The organism is Arthrobacter sp. sptzw32 (genome assembly GCF_059089735.1).
In genome coordinates this window covers 564136-584636 of record NZ_JBNHEZ010000001.1, presented here as the reverse complement: position 1 = coordinate 584636, position 20501 = coordinate 564136, and the positions used below count along the sequence as shown (strand labels likewise).

General features: G+C 64.2%; 19 protein-coding genes. All 19 read right to left on the bottom strand.

Going from position 1 to position 20501, the window contains the following annotated elements:
• Positions 1 to 19 precede the first annotated feature (19 nt).
• The 19 genes from atpA to lysA all read right to left on the bottom strand — a co-directional run bounded on the left by atpA (position 20) and on the right by lysA (position 20497).
• Positions 20 to 1657 (bottom strand): F0F1 ATP synthase subunit alpha, encoded by a 1638-nt coding sequence (gene atpA / locus AC5RVN_RS02825; protein WP_494040046.1) that lies wholly within the window; start codon positions 1655 to 1657, stop codon positions 20 to 22.
• Positions 1658 to 1736: 79 nt separating this feature from the next.
• Positions 1737 to 2564 (bottom strand): F0F1 ATP synthase subunit delta, encoded by an 828-nt coding sequence (locus AC5RVN_RS02820; protein WP_494137034.1) that lies wholly within the window; start codon positions 2562 to 2564, stop codon positions 1737 to 1739.
• Positions 2564 to 3115, bottom strand: a complete 552-nt coding sequence (locus AC5RVN_RS02815) for a F0F1 ATP synthase subunit B (protein ID WP_494040048.1) — start codon at positions 3113 to 3115, stop codon at positions 2564 to 2566. Before AC5RVN_RS02815 ends, AC5RVN_RS02820 begins: the two co-directional genes overlap by 1 nt.
• A 52-nt stretch (positions 3116 to 3167) precedes the next feature.
• The gene (gene atpE / locus AC5RVN_RS02810; protein ID WP_009356484.1) at positions 3168 to 3371 is read right to left on the bottom strand and encodes an ATP synthase F0 subunit C; all 204 of its coding nucleotides are present in this window, start codon (positions 3369 to 3371) and stop codon (positions 3168 to 3170) included.
• Positions 3372 to 3451: 80 nt separating this feature from the next.
• The gene (atpB, locus tag AC5RVN_RS02805) at positions 3452 to 4252 is read right to left on the bottom strand and encodes a F0F1 ATP synthase subunit A (protein WP_494040049.1); all 801 of its coding nucleotides are present in this window, start codon (positions 4250 to 4252) and stop codon (positions 3452 to 3454) included.
• 81 nt (positions 4253 to 4333) lie between these two features.
• Positions 4334 to 4672: an AtpZ/AtpI family protein gene (locus AC5RVN_RS02800; RefSeq protein WP_494106430.1), complete on the bottom strand. Its 339-nt coding sequence runs from the start codon at positions 4670 to 4672 to the stop codon at positions 4334 to 4336.
• The gene (locus tag AC5RVN_RS02795) at positions 4665 to 5147 is read right to left on the bottom strand and encodes a Cg1360 family ATP-synthase-associated protein (protein WP_494040154.1); all 483 of its coding nucleotides are present in this window, start codon (positions 5145 to 5147) and stop codon (positions 4665 to 4667) included. The genes AC5RVN_RS02800 and AC5RVN_RS02795 overlap by 8 nt, the downstream gene beginning before the upstream one ends.
• A 96-nt stretch (positions 5148 to 5243) precedes the next feature.
• Complete coding sequence (locus AC5RVN_RS02790) at positions 5244 to 6269, bottom strand: MraY family glycosyltransferase (RefSeq protein WP_494040051.1); 1026 nt, start codon at positions 6267 to 6269, stop codon at positions 5244 to 5246.
• Entirely contained in the window at positions 6266 to 8044 is a 1779-nt protein-coding gene (locus tag AC5RVN_RS02785; protein ID WP_494040155.1) for a polysaccharide biosynthesis protein, read from the bottom strand. The genes AC5RVN_RS02790 and AC5RVN_RS02785 overlap by 4 nt, the downstream gene beginning before the upstream one ends.
• A gap of 189 nt (positions 8045 to 8233) precedes the next feature.
• Positions 8234 to 9196, bottom strand: coding sequence for a glycosyltransferase (locus tag AC5RVN_RS02780; protein ID WP_494106428.1), 963 nt, complete (start codon positions 9194 to 9196; stop codon positions 8234 to 8236).
• A 6-nt stretch (positions 9197 to 9202) separates the two neighbouring features.
• Positions 9203 to 10114, bottom strand: a complete 912-nt coding sequence (locus AC5RVN_RS02775; protein ID WP_494040053.1) for a glycosyltransferase — start codon at positions 10112 to 10114, stop codon at positions 9203 to 9205.
• A 1-nt stretch (position 10115) separates the two neighbouring features.
• A complete protein-coding gene (locus AC5RVN_RS02770; RefSeq protein ID WP_494040054.1) occupies positions 10116 to 10922 on the bottom strand; it encodes an L-threonylcarbamoyladenylate synthase in 807 nt (268 codons plus the stop codon).
• A 12-nt stretch (positions 10923 to 10934) separates the two neighbouring features.
• Complete coding sequence (gene prmC / locus AC5RVN_RS02765; protein WP_494137033.1) at positions 10935 to 11807, bottom strand: peptide chain release factor N(5)-glutamine methyltransferase; 873 nt, start codon at positions 11805 to 11807, stop codon at positions 10935 to 10937.
• A gap of 20 nt (positions 11808 to 11827) precedes the next feature.
• The gene (gene prfA / locus AC5RVN_RS02760; RefSeq protein ID WP_494040056.1) at positions 11828 to 12901 is read right to left on the bottom strand and encodes a peptide chain release factor 1; all 1074 of its coding nucleotides are present in this window, start codon (positions 12899 to 12901) and stop codon (positions 11828 to 11830) included.
• A gap of 233 nt (positions 12902 to 13134) precedes the next feature.
• Positions 13135 to 15315 (bottom strand): transcription termination factor Rho, encoded by a 2181-nt coding sequence (rho, locus tag AC5RVN_RS02755; protein ID WP_494040057.1) that lies wholly within the window; start codon positions 15313 to 15315, stop codon positions 13135 to 13137.
• A 296-nt stretch (positions 15316 to 15611) separates the two neighbouring features.
• The gene (thrB, locus tag AC5RVN_RS02750; RefSeq protein ID WP_494040058.1) at positions 15612 to 16586 is read right to left on the bottom strand and encodes a homoserine kinase; all 975 of its coding nucleotides are present in this window, start codon (positions 16584 to 16586) and stop codon (positions 15612 to 15614) included.
• A 2-nt stretch (positions 16587 to 16588) separates the two neighbouring features.
• On the bottom strand, positions 16589 to 17695 hold the full coding sequence (thrC, locus tag AC5RVN_RS02745) for a threonine synthase (RefSeq protein WP_494040059.1): 1107 nt from the start codon (positions 17693 to 17695) through the stop codon (positions 16589 to 16591).
• Positions 17696 to 19024 (bottom strand): homoserine dehydrogenase, encoded by a 1329-nt coding sequence (locus AC5RVN_RS02740; RefSeq protein WP_494137032.1) that lies wholly within the window; start codon positions 19022 to 19024, stop codon positions 17696 to 17698.
• Positions 19025 to 20497, bottom strand: coding sequence for a diaminopimelate decarboxylase (gene lysA / locus AC5RVN_RS02735; protein WP_494137031.1), 1473 nt, complete (start codon positions 20495 to 20497; stop codon positions 19025 to 19027).
• Positions 20498 to 20501 lie beyond the last annotated feature (4 nt).

Sequence of the window (20501 nt, the reverse complement as noted above, 5' to 3'; positions counted from 1 at the left end):
GCACACCCGGCCAGTGGAATTAGCGCTTCTGCTTGACGATTTTTTCCTGGTCGACATCGCCCTCGGAGATAGCGCTGTGCTCCTCGTGGCCGGCGCCTACCAAGTGGTTGTCACCCTCGCCGAAGAAGCCTTTTTTGAAGGCCACGATGGCGGACTTCAGCGCTGCCGCGGTGTCATCGTCCAGCACGTTGGTCTGCGCCAGCGTGGTGAGGATGGAGGACTTGTGAGTGAGGTGCTCCAGGAACTCCGACTCGAAGCGGTTGATGTCCTCAACCGGAACGTCATCGAGGTAGCCGTTGGTGCCTGCCCAGATGGAGACGACCTGGTTCTCGACCGGGAACGGCGAGTACTGGCCCTGCTTGAGCAGTTCCATCAGGCGGGCGCCACGGGTGAGCTGCTGGCGTGAAGCGGCGTCCAGGTCCGAGGCGAACATGGCGAATGCCTGCATGTCGCGGTACTGGGCGAGGTCCAGCTTCAACGTACCGGAGACCTTCTTCATGGACTTCACCTGTGCGGCGCCGCCCACGCGGGACACGGACACACCAACATCAACAGCAGGACGCTGGTTGGCGTTGAAGAGGTCCGACTGCAGGAAGATCTGGCCGTCGGTGATGGAGATGACGTTAGTCGGGATGTAGGCCGAAACGTCGTTCGCCTTGGTCTCGATCAACGGCAGGCCGGTCATGGACCCTGCGCCCAGCTCATCGGAGAGCTTTGCACAACGCTCCAGCAGGCGGGAGTGCAAGTAGAACACGTCACCCGGGTAGGCTTCGCGTCCCGGCGGACGGCGGAGCAGCAGCGACACTGCACGGTAGGCCTCAGCCTGCTTGGACAGGTCATCGAACACGATGAGGACGTGCTTGCCGCCGTACATCCAGTGCTGGCCGATGGCCGAGCCGGCGTACGGTGCAAGGTACTTGAAGCCTGCGGGGTCCGAAGCGGGAGAGGCCACGATGGTGGTGTACTCCAGTGCGCCGTTGTCCTCGAGGGTCTGACGGATGGCGGCAATGGTTGACGCCTTCTGGCCGATTGCCACGTAGATGCAGCGGACCTGCTTGGTCACATCGCCCGAAGCCCAGTTGGCCTTCTGGTTGATGATGGTGTCAATCGCAATGGCGGACTTGCCGGTCTGGCGGTCACCAATGATGAGCTGGCGCTGGCCGCGGCCGATCGGAATCATGGCGTCGATGGCCTTGAGTCCGGTCTGCATCGGCTCGTGCACCGACTTGCGCTGCGTTACGCCGGGAGCCTGGAGCTCCAGTGCGCGGGTGGTCTCGGCCTTGATCTCGCCGAGGTCGTCGATGGGCACGCCCAGCGGATCGACCACGCGGCCGAGGAAGGCGTCGCCCACGGGTACGGACAGAACCTGTCCGGTGCGGTGGACTTCCTGGCCTTCTTCGATGCCGGTGAAGTCGCCGAGGATGATGACGCCGATTTCGCGGACGTCAAGGTTCTGGGCGAGGCCCAGGGTGCCGTCCTCGAAGCGCAGCAGCTCGTTCGCCATGACCGAGGGAAGGCCCTCAACACGGGCGATGCCGTCACTAGCGGTGGTTACGCGGCCGACCTCTACGCGCTCTGCGTTTCCGGGTTCGTAGGACGCCGCGAACTCGTTCAGCGCATTACGGACGTCGTCGGCGTTGATGGTCAATTCGGCCATCTGCAGTCCCTGCTCTCCTGTTTTTGTGATCACCGTTGCGATGACCGGGGTTTCTATCAGTGTTGTTGTGCTTGTCCGGCTAGCCGGCCAGCTGGCGTTGCAGCTCGCCAAGGCGGGTGATGACCGAAGCATCGAGCACTTCGTCACCGACCTGGACGCGGATGCCGCCAATAAGTGACGGATCAACGTTGACGTTGACCTTCAGTTCCCGCCCGTACATTGCATTCAGGCCCGCCTGGAGGCGTGCAAGCTGCATCGGTGTCAGGGGGCGGGTCACGCTGACCGTTGCAATCCAGCGCTGCTGCCGCTTGGCCGCCAGTTCGGCGAACCGTTCCACCAGCCGGGTGGGCTTGATGCCGCGGGGCTGGGTAACTGCCTGTGTGATGAGGACCTTTGCTTCCTCACTCACACCGGGAACCAGCTTCTCGGCGAGGGCAGCCTTGGCTGCAGCGCTGGCCTGTGGTTCGGACAGAGCACGTTGTACCTCGTGGTTGGAGGCAACGGCCTGGTTGAAGGAGAACAGATCGTTCTCCAGCTCTTCCAGACCAGAGATTCCGGAGGCAGAAACGGCCGACTTGTTTTCAGCAACGGAAATAACCACCGTTGCGGCAAGAGTCTCGAGTGCATCGCCGATATCCCGGGCAGTTGCCCAGCGTGAGCCGGCCAGTCCGCCCGCGATCTCTGCAGCATCAGCGGAGACTTTCCCGCCAACCAGCTGCCTGACCAGCGCCGACTTTTCGTCACCGTTGCGGGACGGGTCAGTCAGGGCGCGGCGCAAGCCAGCCGAGCTGTCCACCATTCCCAGAATTCCGAAGAGTTCCTTTGCCAGCTGCAGTGACGCCGTCGGAAGCTTGGCTTCCAACATGGCCAGCCCTGTTGCCAGCGATTCGCTCGATACGCCTGCCATTACTTAGCTGCACCTGCGTTCTGGGTCTCCAGATCTGCCAGGAAGCGGTCCACTACCCGTGCTGCACGCTGGTCGTCGTTCAGCGATTCGCCAACGATGCGGCCAGCCAGGGTGGTGGCCAAAGTGCCCACCTCCGAACGCAGGGACACAACGGCCGCCTGGCGCTCGGATTCGATCTGGGTGTGGGCCTGGGCCGTGATGCGGGCAGACTCTGCTGCTGCCTTTTCCTTGAGATCCGCGAGGATCTGGGCACCTTCGGCCCGGGCTTCCTCACGGATGCGGTTGGCTTCGGCGCGGGCGTCGGTCAGCTGCTGCTTGTACTCTTCGAGTGCAGCAGACGCCTCAGCCTGGGCCTTTTCAGCCTTTGCAATGCCGCCTTCGATAGCCTCGGCACGCTCGGCGAAGGTCTTCTCAAACATCGGGACAACGAACTTGACCACGATGAACATGAGGATGGCAAAGCCCACCAGGGTAACGCCCATTTCCCAGAGGTTGGGCATCAGGGGGTTAACTTCGCCCTCAGTGGCGGCTGAGATGATCAGCTGATTCATATTTCACCCGTCCTTTTCTACTCGGTTCTGTAAGTTCGCTTCGTTCTAAGGACTAGAGAACGAAGGCGAAGACCAGGCCGAGGATGGCGAGGGCTTCGGTAAGCGCAAGGCCGAGGAACGCGATCGGCTGCAGGACACGCTGTGCTTCCGGCTGGCGGGCGACGCCGTTGATGTAGGCAGCGAATACGAGACCAACACCGATACCACCGCCGATTGCGGACAGACCGTAACCTACGAGGTTGAGATTGCCTTCCATTTTTCTTCCTTTCAAGATGCCACCCATGTGGCAGGTTGTTTGGGTTGCTATCATCCCCGCGAGGGGAAGCTTAAGGGTGCCTAGTGGCTGTCGGCGTGAAGCGCGCCTTCAATGTAGATCGCGGTCAGCAGGGTAAAGACGTAGGCCTGCAGGACCATGATCAGGGCTTCAAGCATGTACATGGCGATGGCGCCGGCGAGAACCAGTACGGAGGTCCCCTTGAGCAGGAGGTTCTCCTGCATGATGAGGTACTCGATGCCGGATCCGGCGATCATCACGATGAGGTGTCCTGCGAGCATGGTCGCGAACAGACGGAGGCTGTGCGTGACGGGCCGGACCAGGAAGTTGGAGATGATCTCGATCGGGATCACGATCGGAAGGATGAACCAGGGAACACCGGAAGGCACGGTGGCCAGCTTGAAGTAGCGGAGTCCGTTCTTCTTCACGCCGATGGCGATCCAGGTGAAGTAGACAAGGCCGGCCAGTACGTAGGCGCCGCCCACGTGCGAGAACGTGGGGAGCTGGAACAGCGGAATGGCACCGTAGATGTTGTTCACCAGGATGAAGAAGAACAGGCTGAACAACAGCGGGACGTACTTAATGAAGTCCCTGCCGCCGATGATGTCCTTGGCGATTCCATTGCGGACGAAGCCGTAGGCGGCCTCGCCGGCGAACTGGAGCTTGCCGGGTACCAGCTGCTGCTTGCGTGCGGCGAGCACGAAGAAGACGGAGATAAAGACAACAGAGAGGAGGACCAGCAGCATCTGCTTGGAGAATCCTTCTGCGGCACCCCACGGCAGGATTGCCGGCAAATGCATTTCGTTAATTCCAGGAGGAGTAAACTCTCCTGAATCTTGGGCCGGGAGCGCAAGCGCGATCAACGCGTTTCCTCTCTGCAGTGTCCATCATTGGGCGTTGGGCGGGGACCGGCAGACGAAAGGCCTGCTGTTCCCCCTGTGAAATTATTTGGCATTAGTGTCGCCGTCCTGGGACGGCCCGCTGGCAGCATGGCGCTCTCCAGCAATTTTTCGAGAACTGGTAAGGCCATGCATGTGGGAAAGGTAAAAACCTCCGACGGCTCCAAGCAGAGCGCCTGCGAGCACAATCCAGCGCGTTCCCCACACGTAATCCAGACCCCACCCTATCAAACTCCAGACGATGATTCCGCCAATGATGTAGCTGAATACGGCCATGCCGGCGTTGTATCCGCCGCTGGTTCCGTCGCGTGATACACCGGGGGCAGAGCCGTCCGATTTGCCCGTGCCGTTGGATGCTTCGTTGGGGTTCCTGGGATCACGCATCGCGGGTTTCCTTGGTTTCTGGATCGTTGTAGATCTGGAGGCGGGCTTTGCTGAAACCGTAAAGTTCGGCAGCCTGCCAAAGTACGACGGCGGTGACGGCACCGGCAACGAACCAGCGGCCATGCAGCCACTGCGGAGCCCCGATGACGAACAGGACCGCCGCGAATCCAACCACCTTCACGAAGTAGGTGGCGACGAACATGCCGATGGCCCCGGATGGATTGTTGCGCCCCATGAAGTGGCCCACCAGCAGGCTGATCCCGAAGAACACCATCACAAGCAGGCCGCCCAGAGTACTGGACACGGCGCCGCTTCCGCCGTCGAGGATTGCTGCAGGGACTGCGCACAGGGCGAGTCCGGCCGCAGCAGCTGCGGAACTTCGTCCCAGGAGGTTCAGCCACAGGGACGTTGTGGGGCTGGATGCGCCAACGTTTCCGTTGCCGGAGGCAGGTCCGGACTCGGCGTTGGAGGTCATTTGATCCCAATCGTCGGCAGCATCAGGCACGGAGCCAGGAGGCAGTTTGAAGGGCAGCTTTGGCTGCCTTCGAATTCTACACGAGATAGAACACCGCTAGCTCACCGGAAGCCGTGTGACTTTGGAGGGGCGCCGGTACCGCCTGATGAGGTCCGGGCTGGCGAGGTACAGGGCAAGCACCAGCACGGTCGCGGCCACGCACAGGGCGACGACCGGAAGCGGCGCAGTGGCGGCGGCAAAGCCCAGGATGATCACGGCGGCGGTGCACACCGTGACAGTTGCTGCAGACTGGAGGTGCGAGAATCCCACGTCGGTGAGCCGCTGGTATACATGCTCCCGGTGCGAGGCGTACCACCGCTCCCCTGCCTTGATCCGGCGCAGCAGGGTGTAGCCGGTGTCCGCGGCGTACACCAGGATTGGTGAAAGAACGTATTCGACATAGACGCCGCCGAGGAAGCCGGCTACGGCGAGGGCGGCAATCGAGGCACCCAGCAGGTAGCTGCCGACGTCGCCAAGGAAGACGGAACCGCGGCTGAGGTTCCATGGAAGAAAACCGAGGAATGCCGTGGCCAGCACCAAACCACCGGCCGCGAGCCATGGCTGTCCGGACAGCCAGCCGGCCGCGGCATAGGCAGCCCCGGCTGTCACCCCGTGCAGGCCCGAAATGCCATTGACGCCGTCCATGAAATTGGCGATGTTCACGTAGGCCGCGATCGCCACGGCAGCCAGCGGCAGCCACCAGAACGACTGTCCTGTCAGTGCGATGAGCACCGCCGAGCCGACGGCCCCGATGCCGAGCTGGGCGCCCGCGCGCCCGCGGATGGACATGCCGCGCAGGTCCTCGGCCCACCCCACGGCTGCGCACGCGGCAATGATGCCAAGCACGACGGCGAATACTGAGCGGTCCACTGTCACGACCCCCAGCAGCACCGCAGCGGCATAGCCAAGTGCTGTTGCCAGGGCCACGGCGACACCCATGCCGCGGATGGTCGCTTTGACGTGCGATGAACGGGCGGAAGGAACATCCACCACGCCCATCCGGACCAGCCAGGGCTTCACGGCAAAGGGAAGCAGCAGGCTGGCCAACAGCGTGATCCCGGCCACCAGGGCCAACGGCATCATGAGGCCACCCGGATCTCACCGGCGTCGTTGGCCTCATCATCGGGGATGGCGGTGATATTGGCGCCTTGTTCTGCCTCACAGCGGGCCAGCCAGACGTTGAGGTCAAGCTTGTCCGGGTCCTGCTCGGTGGCCTTGGTGTGTGAAATCTTTGGGTGCAGGGGCCGCTGGTCCCGTTCACCGCTGCCGACCAGCACTTCGTGCAGCTTCTCCCCCGGCCGCAGCCCGGTGTAGATGATTTCCACGTCCTTGCCCGACATGGCAATCATCCGCTGCGCGACATCCAGGATGCGGACCGGTTCACCCATGTCCAGGATCAGTACGTCGCCGCCGGTACCGATGGCACCTGCCTGGATCACCAGCTGGCATGCCTCGGGGATGGTCATAAAGAACCGTGTGACATCGGGGTCGGTGACGGTGACGGGACCGCCTACACGGATCTGCTCGGTGAAGAGCGGCAGCATCGAGCCGCGGCTGCCCATGACGTTGCCAAAGCGGACCGACACGAACTTGCTGCCGGTCTGGCCTGCCATCCAGGCGGTAAGTTTTTCCGCCACCCGCTTGGAGTGGCCAAGGGCGGTGGTGGGGTTGGCCGCCTTGTCGGTGGAAATGTTCACAAAGTGCGAGACACCGGCCCGCTGGGCAGCACGCAGGACGTTCAGGGTGCCGCAGACGTTGGTCTTCCAGGCCTCCACCGGATACTGCTGCAGCAGCGGCGCGTGTTTGAGGGCGGCGGCGTGGAAGACCACTTCAGGGCGCCGGTCCTCGAAGATGTTCTGCAGTGCTTCAGCGTCGCGGATGTTGGCCAGCACTGTGTCCCGGCCTGCCAGCAGGCCGTGGCCGGTGATGGAGATCTGGGTTTGCTGCAGGCCCGTCTCGTCGTGGTCCAGCATGATCAGTTCCGCCGGCTCGAACTGGACGATCTGCCGGCAGAGCTCGGATCCGATGGATCCGCCGGCGCCGGTCACCAGAACCCGTTTGCCCTTGATGTATCCCGCAATCTCGTCGACCTTGATGTCCACCGGCCGCCGGCCGATCAGGTCCTCGACCGCCACCTCGCGGAAATCGGAAAAACCGGCAGGTGCGCCGCCGCCCAGCATGTCCCGCAGCGGGGGAAGCACCAGCACACGCACGTTCAGGCCCGCCACGGCATCGGAAATGCGCCGGACTACGGAGGCCTCGACGTTGGCGAAGGCCAGGACCAGGACCGAGGCGCGGGTGCGGCGGATGATGGCCGGCAGGTCATCGCCGCGGCCCTGTACCTGGACGCCGGAGAGCCGCAGGTGTTTTTTGGCCGGGTCGTCATCGACCAGGCCCACCGGGAAGTACGGGGAATCCGGATCCTGCAGCATCCGTGTCACCAGGGAGTTGCCGAGGAATCCGGCGCCGTAAACCAGCGTGTTTTGTGCCCCGTCCCCGGGCCGTGCCTTGCCTTCCACATAGAGCCTTTTCGCGTACCGGGCGGCGCACATAAAGAGACAGGCGAAGGGAAAGGCGATCAGGCCCACGCTGCGGCCGATGCTGATGGCTTCGTAGAGCACCAGCAGGCTCGCAGTGATGGTGGCGGCGACAATGACGGTGACGAAGACCAGCGCCTTGGCCTCCTGGAAGCTGCCGAAGGGATACCGGCCGCGGTACAGGGCGAGGGAGTAGCCGGCCAGCATCTGGGCCACCACCGCGATGGCAGCGATAACGACCGCTCCGGCGAACTGTTCCATCCGGATGCCCATCTCATAGCGCAGCAGCAGCGCCAGTCCGATCGCCACAACCCACGACATTGAGTCCAGGAAGAGCTGGATCCAGATCCAGAGTGCGGGTTTCTCGTCCCGTACCGCGGCAGATGCCTGCGTTTCTGATTTTGTACTCAACGAAAGATGCAACCGACTTCCAATACCACGGCGGCCAGGCGCCTGTTTCAAAATACCCCGCCGCAAGACCGTCGGACGGCGAAGGGGCCTAAGACGATACTAATTGCTTCGGGTTCCGCTGCCCGGATATGCCGGCAGCGGCGGCATGGGTTCCCAGCCCCTGTCCGCAAGGATTATTCGTGATTCACGCCATCCCTGCCAGAGTGCGCCCGCCCCCTTGAGGGTCCTCTCGACCAGGACCAGGCGGACAAGTTCCTTGAGGAAGGTCAGGGCGGTGCCGGCTGCGAAACCCGCCCGGTTGAATTTGCCGTATGCCCGCAGGTAGTGCGCCACATGCCCGCGGTTGCGCATCACATAGCGGCGGCTCAGGTCGGAGGAATCATTGAGATGGCGCAGTCCCAGGTCCACCTGCCGCTGCGCGCGGACCTTTTTGATGACAAAGGCATTGACGTACACCACCGGTGTTTGCTGCGCGGCAAGCCAGCCGTAGACCAGGTCGTCCCAGGTGATGAAGAAACGGGGATCCGGCAGGCCGATGCTACGGGCAACGGAAGCATGGATAAGCATGCCTTCAAAGTTCCCTACGTTTGTATGGAAGACCTCAGAGTGCCGGAAAACATCGCGCGAAACCGGAAGGAAGATGCCCAGCGCCTCGACGAAATGGTGCTGCCAGAAGAACGGCTTGCCGTTGGCGTCGTACCGGCGGCCGATGAGGCAGGAGTACTCCGGCGTGAACTTCTCCAATGCCTCCACCGCGCCGGGCAGAACCTCGACGTCGTCATCCATCAGCCACAGCCATTCGGCCCCGGACTCCAGTGCCAGCTCCACGCCGCGCGAAAACCCGCCGGCCCCGCCAACGTTCCGGTCAAGCCGTTCGTACTGGATGGGCGGCCCGCCGGCTTCGATGGCCTGGGCGACCACGTCCGGAGTGTGGTCGGTGCTGGCATTGTCCACTACGAGGATCCGCGCAGGGGCAGTGTCCAGCCGGGCGAAGGAATCGAGCAGGTTGCGCAGGAATTCTGCCCGGTTGTAGGTGACGACGACGGCGTAAAGGTTCTCCACGGGTGCCTAGCTGTTTGCGGACATCAGTTCCGCGGGCGAGCCGAAACCCTTGCCGCGGAAGCCGATTGAATAGGCCCTGAACCAGTGCGCCAGGCCTTTGAGGTCCCCGGCTTTCAGGAAGTAATAGGGGAAGCCGACGACGTCCGCGCTGAACCAGCGCAGGTTCCGGTACTTGCGGGTCAGGTAGCCCCGGTTCCGGAAGTAGCAGTAGCGCTTGAACTCACCTTCGGGGATCACGGGGGTGATGAATCCGCCGAACACCGGTTTCATCTCCGTCCAGGTGGCGGGATGCTGCACCGCGACGGTGGCGAGGGTGCCGTACTTCAGTCCTGCTTTCTTGACGCGCGACAGGAAATCAACCTCGTCGCCGCGGATGAAGAACTTAACGTCGGGAATGCCAATCCTGTAGAAAACTTCGGTTTTGATCAGTGCACCGTTGAAAAAGTGCACCATGTCCGGAAGGTAGCCCATGGGCGCCAGCCGGGACCTGTCGTTGGTCAGCAGCCCGTTGATGCGGAAGTTGAAGGAGAGCCGGTTGGGGTCGGCGGTGGCGGCCACCAGCGGGCTGACAATGTCGAGTTGGTGTTCCTCAGCGGTGCGCAGCAGTTCGGCCAGGCAGGTGGCGTCCTCGGGGTGGCCGTCGTCGTCCATCATCCAGATCCACTCGGCGCCGCTGGCCATGGCCGCCAGGATGGCGTAGGCGAATCCTCCTGCGCCGCCGAGATTGGCTTCGGAGCGAAGGTAGTTGATGTTCTGCGCTCCCCCGGCATTGACGACGGCGGTGGCCGGGTCAGTGCCGGAGTCCACCAGTGCGATGGAGTGGATGGGCGCTGTCTGCGCCGCCAAACCCTTCAGGAGGAGGGCAAGCTCCTCGTGGCGGTCAAAGGTTACGGCCGCGACGGCCACTTTGGGCTGCATGTCAGATCCCCGGGAGGTTGTCGGTGCTGTTGACGGCACTGCTGCCGGCGGCGGGGCGGGCGCCGGCCTCCGGTGCATCCGATGCCGCAGAAACCTTCGGGGCCTCCGAGGGCTCCGGAACCTCCGGTTCTTCTGCAACCATGGGAATTTCGCCGAGTCCCAGGACGCCGGGAACATGCTCCCGGAGCTGGTCCAAACTCACGGCACCGTTCCGGACCACGCGCAGGCGGGGGCCGGTGGCGTCAACAATGGTGGACGGTACTGCAGCAGCACCGTCGAGGGGACGGACGCCGCCTTCAAGGTAAACCTCAACCGAATCGGCCAGCTGTTCGCGCGCTGCGGCGGCTGTCTGCCCGGGAGCATGGCCGGTGCGGTTGGCGGAAGAAACGGCCAGCGGCCCGGTGAGCGTCAGCAGTTCCTGGGCGATCTCATCATCGGGCATCCGAAGCGCCACTGTGCCTTTGGTTTCGCCAAGATCCCAGTCCAGCGACGGCTGGGCATGCAGGATGAGGGTCAGGCCGCCGGGCCAGAACGCTTCGGCAAGCTTTCGGGCGTCCGCCGATACGTCAGTGGCCAGCCCGTCGAGGGCGTTGATGCGCGGAATCAGCACGGGCGGCGGCATGGTGCGGCTGCGTCCCTTGGACACCAGGAGCATGGTTACGGCCTGTGGGGAGAAGGCATCGGCGGCAATCCCGTAGACCGTATCGGTGGGAAAAACTACGCATTTCTTCTCGCCAATGGCCCGCTGGGCGTGCTCAAGTCCTTGGGCGCGCTCGTCGTCGCTGGTGCAGTCATAGGTTGTGGTCACTGGCTTATTCTTTCATTCCCTGTGGTCCGGTTCCGTCAGCAGGGCACTGGTGGCGCGCTCCTTGCCGTTGAGGTCCCGATGCGTGCTGATGGCGGTCCAGTTCCCTGTCCGTGCCAGCATGGCCGAGATCCAGCCCGCCTGGACTTCGGCGTGTTCCATGACAAAGTAGCCCCCCGGTACCAGTAGCCGGGCAGCCGAGGCGGCTGCCGCCGTCGGAAGTTCCATGCCGTCCGCTCCCCCGCCGTACAGTGCTTCCGGAGGGTCGTGCAGGGCCACTTCGAGCTCAATGGGGACCGCTTCGGCCGGGATGTAGGGCGGGTTGGAAATGACGACGTCGAAGGTCCCGTCGAGTTCCGGCAGCGCGTCCCGCAGGTCCCCCAGCACGAGACGGACGCCCAGGGGGGCCAGGTTCTTCGCCGCCCAGGCGTGGGCGAGGGGGCTGAATTCCACCGCATGCACTTCCGCTCCGGGCACTTCGTGGGCGATGGATCCGGCAATGGCGCCGGATCCGGTCCCGAGGTCAACAATCCGCGGATTCCGCATGCCTTTGACGTGGTCGATGACCAGCTGAACAACGGATTCGGTTTCCGGCCGGGGTACAAAAACTCCGGGCCCCACGGCGAGTTGGAGGTAGCGGAAATGCGCCACTCCGGTGATGTGCTGGAGCGGTATTCTGCTGGCACGCTCCGCCACCAAAGCCGCGTAACCCGCAGGCACAGGGGTATCACCGAGCATCAGGGCACGCAGCCGGCCCAGCCCGACGTTCAGCAGGTGGTCGGCGAGCAGCTCGGCGTCCACCCGCGGGCTGGGTACGCCGGCCTCGCGCAGAATACCCGTAGCTTCGCTGACGGCATCTGCGAGGGACTGGCCTTGACCGAGTGTCATGCGCTGTATTCCGGGACGCGTCAGTCGCCGATGGCGTCCAGGCGGGCCTGTTCGTCCATCTCGATAGCGGACTGGATAACCGGTTCCAGATCGCCGTTCATCACCTGGTCCAGGTTGTAGGCCTTGTAACCGGTGCGGTGGTCCGCAATCCGGTTTTCCGGGTAGTTGTAGGTGCGGATGCGCTCGGACCGGTCCATGGTGCGGATCTGCGATTTCCGCTGGGCAGAGTTTTCCGCGTCAATCTGCTCCTGCTGGTGGGCGAGGATCCTGGCCCGCAGCACGCGCATGCCGGCTTCACGGTTCTGCAGCTGCGACTTCTCGTTCTGCATGGCCACCACGATGCCGGTAGGCAGGTGGGTGATGCGCACAGCAGAGTCGGTGGTGTTCACGGACTGGCCACCGGGTCCGGACGACCGGTATACGTCGATCTTGAGGTCATTCTGGTTGATTTCAAGTTCTTCGGGCTCATCCACTTCAGGGAGGACGAGAACGCCGGCGGCAGAAGTGTGGATGCGGCCCTGGGACTCCGTCACGGGAACGCGCTGCACACGGTGCACGCCGCCTTCGAACTTGAGCCGGGCGAAAACGCCCTCCGCCGGATCGTTCGAGCTGCCCTTGACGGCAACCTGCACGTCTTTGTAGCCGCCAAGGTCTGATTCCGTGGCGGAGATGATTTCCGTCTTCCAGCCGCGGGACTCCGCGTACCGGGTGTACATCCGCAGAAGGTCGGCGGCGAACAGGGCAGCCTCATCGCCGCCTTCACCGCCCTTGACCTCGAGGATCACATTGCGGGCGTCGTCAGGGTCGCGGGGAATGAGCAGGCGCCGAAGTTTGGCAGCCGCTGCTTCCAGCGCCTCCTCCAGCTCGGGCACCTCAGCAGCAAACTCGGGATCCTCGTCAGCCATCTCCTTGGCAGCAGCGAGGTCATCACGCAGGCCTTCCCACTTGTGGTACGCCTCTACAATCCCATTGAGCTGAGCCGAACGCCGCCCAAGCTTCCGGGCAAGCCGCTGATCAGCATAAACAGCAGGATCCCCCAGCTGCGCCTGGATAGCATCATGCTCATCAAGCAGGCCCTGTACGGACTCAAACATTTTTCAAAACCTCTTTCGACTTGTACAAGTCTAGTAACAAACGGGAACGTGCCGCGGCTGGTGGGCTTAACGACGAAGCCGCACAGATTTTTCCGCCCCGGGAGTGGCATCGGGCCTGCCGGAGCTGGGAGGCTAACGATCGAAGATCGGAAGCCTCCCAGCGTAGGGGCGGGGGCGGAAAAATCTGTGCGGCGTCAGCACCGGGGCAGCAGAATCAGCCGCTGACCGAAGCGTTACTTGTCGTTATCGGACTTTGCACCAAGCGTCGTCTTCTGAACCTGCATGAGGAACTCGACGTTGCTCTGGGTCTCCCGGATCTTGTTAGTCAGGAGTTCAAGGCTCTGCTGGGTTTCGAGTCCGGAGAGGACGCGGCGCAGCTTCCACATGATCTTGACTTCCTCGGGGGAAAGCAGGTTTTCCTCGCGGCGGGTGCCGGACGCGTTGACGTCCACGGCCGGGAAGATGCGCTTGTCCGCCAGCTGGCGGGACAGGCGGAGCTCCATGTTGCCGGTGCCCTTGAACTCTTCGAAGATGACTTCGTCCATCTTGGAACCGGTCTCCACGAGAGCCGTTGCCAGGATGGTGAGCGAGCCGCCGTTTTCGATGTTGCGGGCCGCACCAAAGAAGCGCTTGGGCGGGTACAGGGCTGCGGAGTCGACACCGCCGGACAGGATGCGGCCGGAGGCCGGTGCTGCCAGGTTGTAGGCGCGGCCCAGGCGGGTCATGGAGTCCAGCAGGACCACCACGTCCATGCCCATTTCCACGAGGCGCTTGGCGCGTTCGATGGAAAGTTCGGCCACAGTGGTGTGGTCGTCGGCCGGGCGGTCGAAGGTGGAGGCAATAACCTCGCCCTTGACCGTGCGCTGCATATCCGTGACTTCTTCAGGACGTTCGTCAACGAGCACCATCATGAGGTGGACCTCAGGATTGTTGGTGGTGATGGCGTTGGCGATGGACTGCAGGATGAGCGTCTTGCCGGCCTTCGGCGGGGAGACGATCAGGCCGCGCTGGCCCTTGCCGATCGGGGCAACCAGGTCAATGACGCGGGGGCCGATCTTCTTGGGGTCGGTCTCGAGGCGCAGGCGCTCGGACGGGTACAGCGGTACCAGTTTGGCGAACTCGACGCGGTCCTTGAGTTCTTCCGAGGTCTTGCCGTTCACGGACGTGACGCGGACCAGGGCGTTGAACTTCTGGCGGGCCGACTGCTGGCTGCGGTCTTCGCCGTCGCGGGGAGCGCGGATGGCGCCAACCACGGCGTCACCCTTGCGCAGGTTGTACTTTTTCACCTGGGCGAGGGAGACATACACGTCGTTCGGGCCAGGAAGGTAGCCGGAGGTGCGGATGAACGCGTAGTTCTCCAGCACGTCCAGGATGCCGGCAACCGGGAGCAGGACGTCGTCCTCGGTGACCTCGACGTCGTCGACGTCCGGTCCCTGGGCGCGTCCACGGCGGCGGTCGTTGCGGTCCCGGAAACGGTCGTTGCGGGAGTTGTCCCGGTCCTGGCCGCCGGAGCGGTCATTCCGCTCGTTGCGATCGTTGCGGTCGCGGCGGTTTCGGCGGTTCCGGCGGCTGCCGCCGTCGGCGTCGTCAGTGTCACGGTTGTCCTCGCGGCGGGCGCCTTCACGCTGCCCTGCCTCGCGGCTGCCGGCGTTGTCGCGGCCGCCGTCGGCGTTCTCGCGTGCGGCGTTGTCCCGGCCGCGGGTGCGTCCACCTTCGCGGCGGTCCGTGCGCTGCCCGGCGTCGCCGGCTTCGGCTTCGGTCCGCTCGGCGGCCCGTTCTGCCGTGCGGTTTTCGGTGTTGGCCTGCGCTCCGGCGGGCTGCTCGGCGTCGGCCTGTTCTGCCGGTGCCTCCACACCTTCGGCGCCCTGCGGCGCTGCTGCGGCTGCTTCGCTGCGGCGGCGGTTGCGGGTGCGCGGCTGGCGGCGCTCGGCAGTGCCTTCAGCAGCTTCTGGAGCCTCAGCGGCGGCGGGAGCCTCCACCGGAGCTGCGGGGGCGGCTTCGGCAACAGCCGGTTCGGCGGCTGCAGGGGCTACGACTCCGTCGCTGACGGCGCGGCGGCTGCGGCCACGGCCGCGGGCCCGCGTTCCCTCGGCAGGAGCCTCGGTTGGTTCAGCAGCCGCTGCGGGGGCGGAGACTGCCGGGACAACGGCCGGGGCGGATACGTTCTCAACAGCCTTTTCCGCTGCCTTGGCCGGGGCCTTGGTCATAGGGGTGCCGGCGCGGTGTGCGGAAATGGCTGAAACCAGGTCCCCCTTGCGCATCCGGGAACCGCCGGAAATCCCGAGCTGGCTGGCAAGCGCCTGCAGCTGGGCGAGCTTAAGGCCGGCAAGCCCGCTGCTCTTGGCGGGTGCGGCCGGTGATTCGGCAGCAGAAGATAGTTCCACAGCTGGCGACAGCTCAGTGGTTTCGGTCACGAAGGATCCTTCCCCCTCGACGGCGTCCAGACTGGGAGCTGGACGCGATGATTTGATCTGGGCTGCAGTTCAGATCTGCAGCCGGATTGTTCGGCCTTGCCGGTTGGATATCGGCCAGCAGGGCCGGATACTAATTCACCTTGCGCTCCGCCCATGGCGGGACGCAGGACTGACGCTTTAGGGGCAGTTTGTGTGCTGCAGATTCCTGCGACAGACCAAGCAGGCGGCACCGGAATAGATTGCGCAGTAAGAGACCAAGCGGCAACTAGTGCAATAGCAGATCAGATAGGCGTCAATTACCGCCGGTGCAACTCCACCTTAGCACCTTCGACGTCCACTGCGAGCTTCAGAACACGCCACCCAATTTCCGGCGCGTTCACGGCGGTGAACTCTTCAATGAAGGCAACGACGGCGGCCGCTTCAGCCTGTCCATTGGCCAGGACCAGCACGGTGGGCCCGGCACCTGAAACCACTGCCGCGTGCCCGGCCGCCCGGAGCGCCGAAATCAGGGCGGCGCTTGGGCGCATGGCTTCTGCACGGTAACTCTGGTGGAGGTAGTCCTCCGTGCCGGCCAGCAGGAACTCGGGCTTTCTGGTTAAGGCATGGATCAGGAGTGCCGCACGTCCGGAGTTCATAGCGGCTGCATGATGACCAATTGAGGCCGGAAGCAGCGCACGTGCGGTCTCGGTCGACAGTTCGAAATCGGGAACCGCGACAACGGGAACCACGGTTTCACACACTGTCGCGCTGGTGCTGCTGTACTGGTCACTGTCCTGCCATGACAGCGCCAGTCCGCCGAAAATGGCAGGTGCCACGTTGTCCGGATGCCCTTCGAGTTCGCTGGTGAGCTGAAGGATCCAATCCTTCCCGCGGCGGCTTGCCTCGGGAACCAGAGCGTTTGCGGCGGAAACGGCTGCCACTACTGCCGATGCGGACGAGCCCAGCCCCCGTCCATGGGGATTCACGTTGTCAGCGGTGACCTTCAGCCCGCCGTGGCGGAACCCCAGCCGTTCGAAAGCCGCTTCCATGGCCCGGATGACAAGGTGGCTCGCGTCCCGGGGAAGGGTGTCTGCGCCTTCGCCCCGAAGGTTGAACAGGAGTTCCTCCGATTCAAGGCTCTCCACTGTGAGCGTGTCGTGCAGGGCCAGGGCCAGGCCCAGGCTGTCGTAGCCGGGGCCAAGGTTGGCCGACGTGCCCGGTACCCGGACCGTGACGCTTTGCCCGGGTTCAATAAGCTGCAGTCCGACGGCGGTCTGCGAGGTGGCGTCCAAGGCTATTTTTCTTCCAGTCCCAGCTCAGCTGCAACGGTAACCACGTCATTGGAAACCTTGACCGGCTGCACATCGCTGCCGTCCTCGGTGCGCAGGGCCCACTGGGGATCCTTCAGGCCGTGGCCCGTGACGGTGATGACGATGGTCTTGCCTGCGGGAACCTCACCTGCGGCGTGCTTCTTGAGCAGGCCCGCCACGCCGGCTGCCGAACCCGGTTCAACGAAGACACCTTCACGGGAGGAGAGCCAGCGGTGGGCGTTGAGGATTTCCTCATCGGTCACGGCATCGATGAGTCCGCCCGATTCGTCGCGGGCACCAATGGCACCCTCCCAGGACGCCGGATTTCCGATCCGGATGGCGGTGGCGATGGTGTCCGGTTCGGTGATGGGGTGGCCGGCAACGAAGGGCGCGGCACCCGCTGCCTGGAAGCCCCACATGGCCGGGGTCTTCGTGGAAACGGCGGGAAGGGTGCCGGCAGTTGCGGACTCAAACGGAGCCGCGTACTCCTTATAGCCCTTCCAGTAGGCGGTGATGTTGCCGGCGTTGCCCACCGGAAGCACGTGGATGTCGGGGGCGTCACCCAGGGCGTCGACGATCTCGAAAGCACCGGTCTTCTGCCCCTGGATGCGCGCGGGGTTGACGGAGTTGACCAGGAACACCGGGTAGGACTCCCCCAGCTTCCGGGCAATGTCCAGGCAGTTGTCGAAGTTGCCGTCAACCTGGAGGAGGGTGGCGCCGTGGGCGATGGCCTGGCTGAGCTTGCCCATGGAGATTTTGCCTTCGGGCACCAGGACCGCGCACTTCAGGCCCGCGGCCGTGGCGTAGGCAGCTGCGGAGGCGGACGTGTTGCCGGTGGAGGCGCAGACTACGGCCTGGGCGCCGGATTCGACGGCGGCGGTCATGGCCATGGTCATGCCGCGGTCCTTAAAGGAGCCGGTGGGGTTCATGCCTTCCACCTTGAGGTACACCTCCGAGCCCGTCAGCTCGGAGAGTTTCTGCGCGTGCACCAGGGGGGTGCCGCCCTCGCCCAGGGTAATGACCCGGGTGGACTCCGTCACGGGCAGACGGTCAGCGTATTCGCGGATAACGCCGCGCCATTGGTGAGCCACTTAGACTCCTTCTACCCGCAGAACGGATGTAACTGAATTGATGACGTCGAGGCCCTTCACAGCCTCAACGGTGGCCGCAAGGGCGGCCTCTGATGCGCGGTGGGTGACAATCCGCAGTTCGGCCGATTCCACGTTGGAATCCGCATCCCGGTGGATGGTCTGCCGCATGATTTCGATGGAGACGCCGTGCTCGGCGAACAACTGGGCGATTCTGGCCAGTACGCCGGGCTGGTCCGCCACATCAAGGCCGATGTAGTAGCTGGTCACCGCAGCATCGATGGGCAGGGCCGGAACGTGGCCAGTGGTGGTTTCCGTTCGCTGGGGCCCACCCAGGACCAGGCGCCGGGCAGCTGAGACAAGGTCGCCGAGGACGGCGGACGCGGTAGGGGTGCCACCCGCGCCCTGGCCGTAGAACATCAATTCGCCGGCGTTCTCGGCTTCGATAAACACAGCGTTGAAGGCGCCGTGGACGGCAGCCAGCGGGTGCTCCCGGGGAAGGAGCGTGGGGTGCACGCGCACGGAAATGCCTTCGGCGCCGTCTGTGTCAGTGCCTCCGGCGGGAAGCTTTTCAGCGATGGCCAGCAGCTTGATGACGAAACCGGCCTCCTTGGCCGCGGCGATGTCAGCGGCGCTGACTGAACTGATGCCTTCGCAGTGGACGTTTTCCAGAGCGAACCGGGTGTGGAATGACAGTGTGGCCAGGATGGCCGCTTTGGCGGCTGCGTCGTGCCCTTCGACGTCGGCCGTCGGGTCCGCTTCCGCATAGCCGAGCCGCTGGGCTTCAGCGAGGGCATCGGCGAACTGGGCGCCGGTGGAATCCATCTGGTCCAGGATGAAGTTGGTGGTGCCGTTGACAATGCCCAGGACCCGGGTGATGCGGTCGCCGGAAAGGCTGTCGCGGATGGGGCGCAGGATGGGGATGGCGCCGGCCACGGCAGCTTCATAGGACAGCTGCACGCCCGCCTTGTCCGCCTCTTCGTAGAGGGTGGGTCCGTCCTGGGCCAGCAGGGCCTTGTTGCCGGTGACCACGCAGGCGCCGTTTTGCAGCGCGGAGAGGATCAGTGTGCGGGCCGGCTCGATGCCGCCCATCAGTTCGATGACCAGGTCTGCGTCCTTGACCAGGGTCTCGGCGTCGGTGGTGAAGAGCTCCTGCGGCAACTCAACGTCCCGCTTGGAGTGGACGTTGCGCACGGCGATGCCGGACAGCTGCAGGCGGGCGCTTGTGCGGGCGGCAAGGGCGTCGGCGTCTTCAATGAGAATCCGCGCAACCTGGGCCCCAACGTTGCCACAGCCCAGCAGGGCCACTTTCAGGGTTCGCAATTCAGACATTCAGGCTCCCATGTCGCGGTTCAGCAGATCTTCTTCGGTTTCCCCGCGGACAATCAGCCGGGCAGATCCGTCGCGCACCGCGACAACGCCCGGCCGGGCCAGATAGTTGTAGTTGCTCGAGAGGGCCCAGCAGTAGGCGCCGGTACCCGGTACAGCAAGCAGATCACCGGCTGCCACGTCCTCGGGCAGATATACATCTCTAACAACTATGTCGCCGCTCTCGCAATGTTTGCCCACCACGCGGGACAGCTGAGGCCCGGCGGTTGACGTGCGGGAGGCCACGACGGCCGAATAATCCGCGTCGTAGAGCACCGGCCGGGCGTTGTCGCTCATGCCGCCGTCCACCGACACATAGCGGCGCGGATACGTAACGTTGCCGGCAGCGTCGGATGCATCCTGGCCGGGCGCATCCACGCGGACGGTCTTGAGCGTACCCACCTCGTACAGGGTGAAGGTGGTGCTGCCCACGATCGCGCGCCCCGGTTCGATGGAGATCCGGGGTGAGTCAATGCCCAGTTCAGCGCAGGTGGATCGGACGACGGCGGCCATCGCCGCCGCAATCTCTGCTGCGGGGCGGGGGGTGTCCACCGGGGTGTAGGCAATGCCGTAGCCGCCGCCGAGATCAAGTTCCGGCATGACGATGGAGTACTTTTCCTGCATGGCGGCGAGGAAACGAAGGAGCTTCTCCGCCGCCAGGGCGAAACCGTCGGGCTCAAAGATCTGGGAGCCGATGTGGCAGTGCAGGCCCAGGAGCTCGATGCCGGGGTGCGCGGATGCGGCCGCTACGGCTTCTTCGGCAGCAGACAGGCCGGCCTGCTCCGTGGTGTCTGCGGCCATGGAGAGGCCAAACTTCTGGTCCTCGTGCGCGGTGGCGATGAATTCATGCGTGTGGGCGTGGACGCCCGGGGTCAGCCGCAGCATGACTTTGGCCTGTATTCCGCGGGCCTGGGCCATGTCGCCCACCCGCACCAGCTCGGACAGGCTGTCCACAACAATCCGGCCGAGTCCCATGTCCAGGGCACGGTTGATCTCGCCGTCGGACTTGTTGTTCCCGTGCAGCGCCACCCGCTCACCGGGAATTCCGGCGCGTGCAGCCACGGCCAGCTCTCCCCCGGAGGACGTGTCCAGGCGCAGGCCTTCCTCCTCAACCCACTTCACAACAGCGGTGCAGAGGAAGGACTTTCCCGCGTAGTAAACATCGACCCCGCCGCAGATGTCAGCGAAGGCAGCATCAAAGGAATCCTTGAAAGCCCGTGCCCGGGAGCGGAAATCGGCCTCATCCAGGACGAAGAGGGGTGAGCCGAACTGCTCCTTAAGCTCCTGGACGGTGAGGCCTCCCACAGTAAGCGAGCCGGCGTCGTTGCGTTGCACGCTGCCCGCCCACATCGGTTCCTGGAGGGCGTTCAGGTCAGCGGGCACCGCGAGCCACTCGGGTGCCAGCGGCGACGCGGTCCTGGTGGTTTCTACAGACATTTCC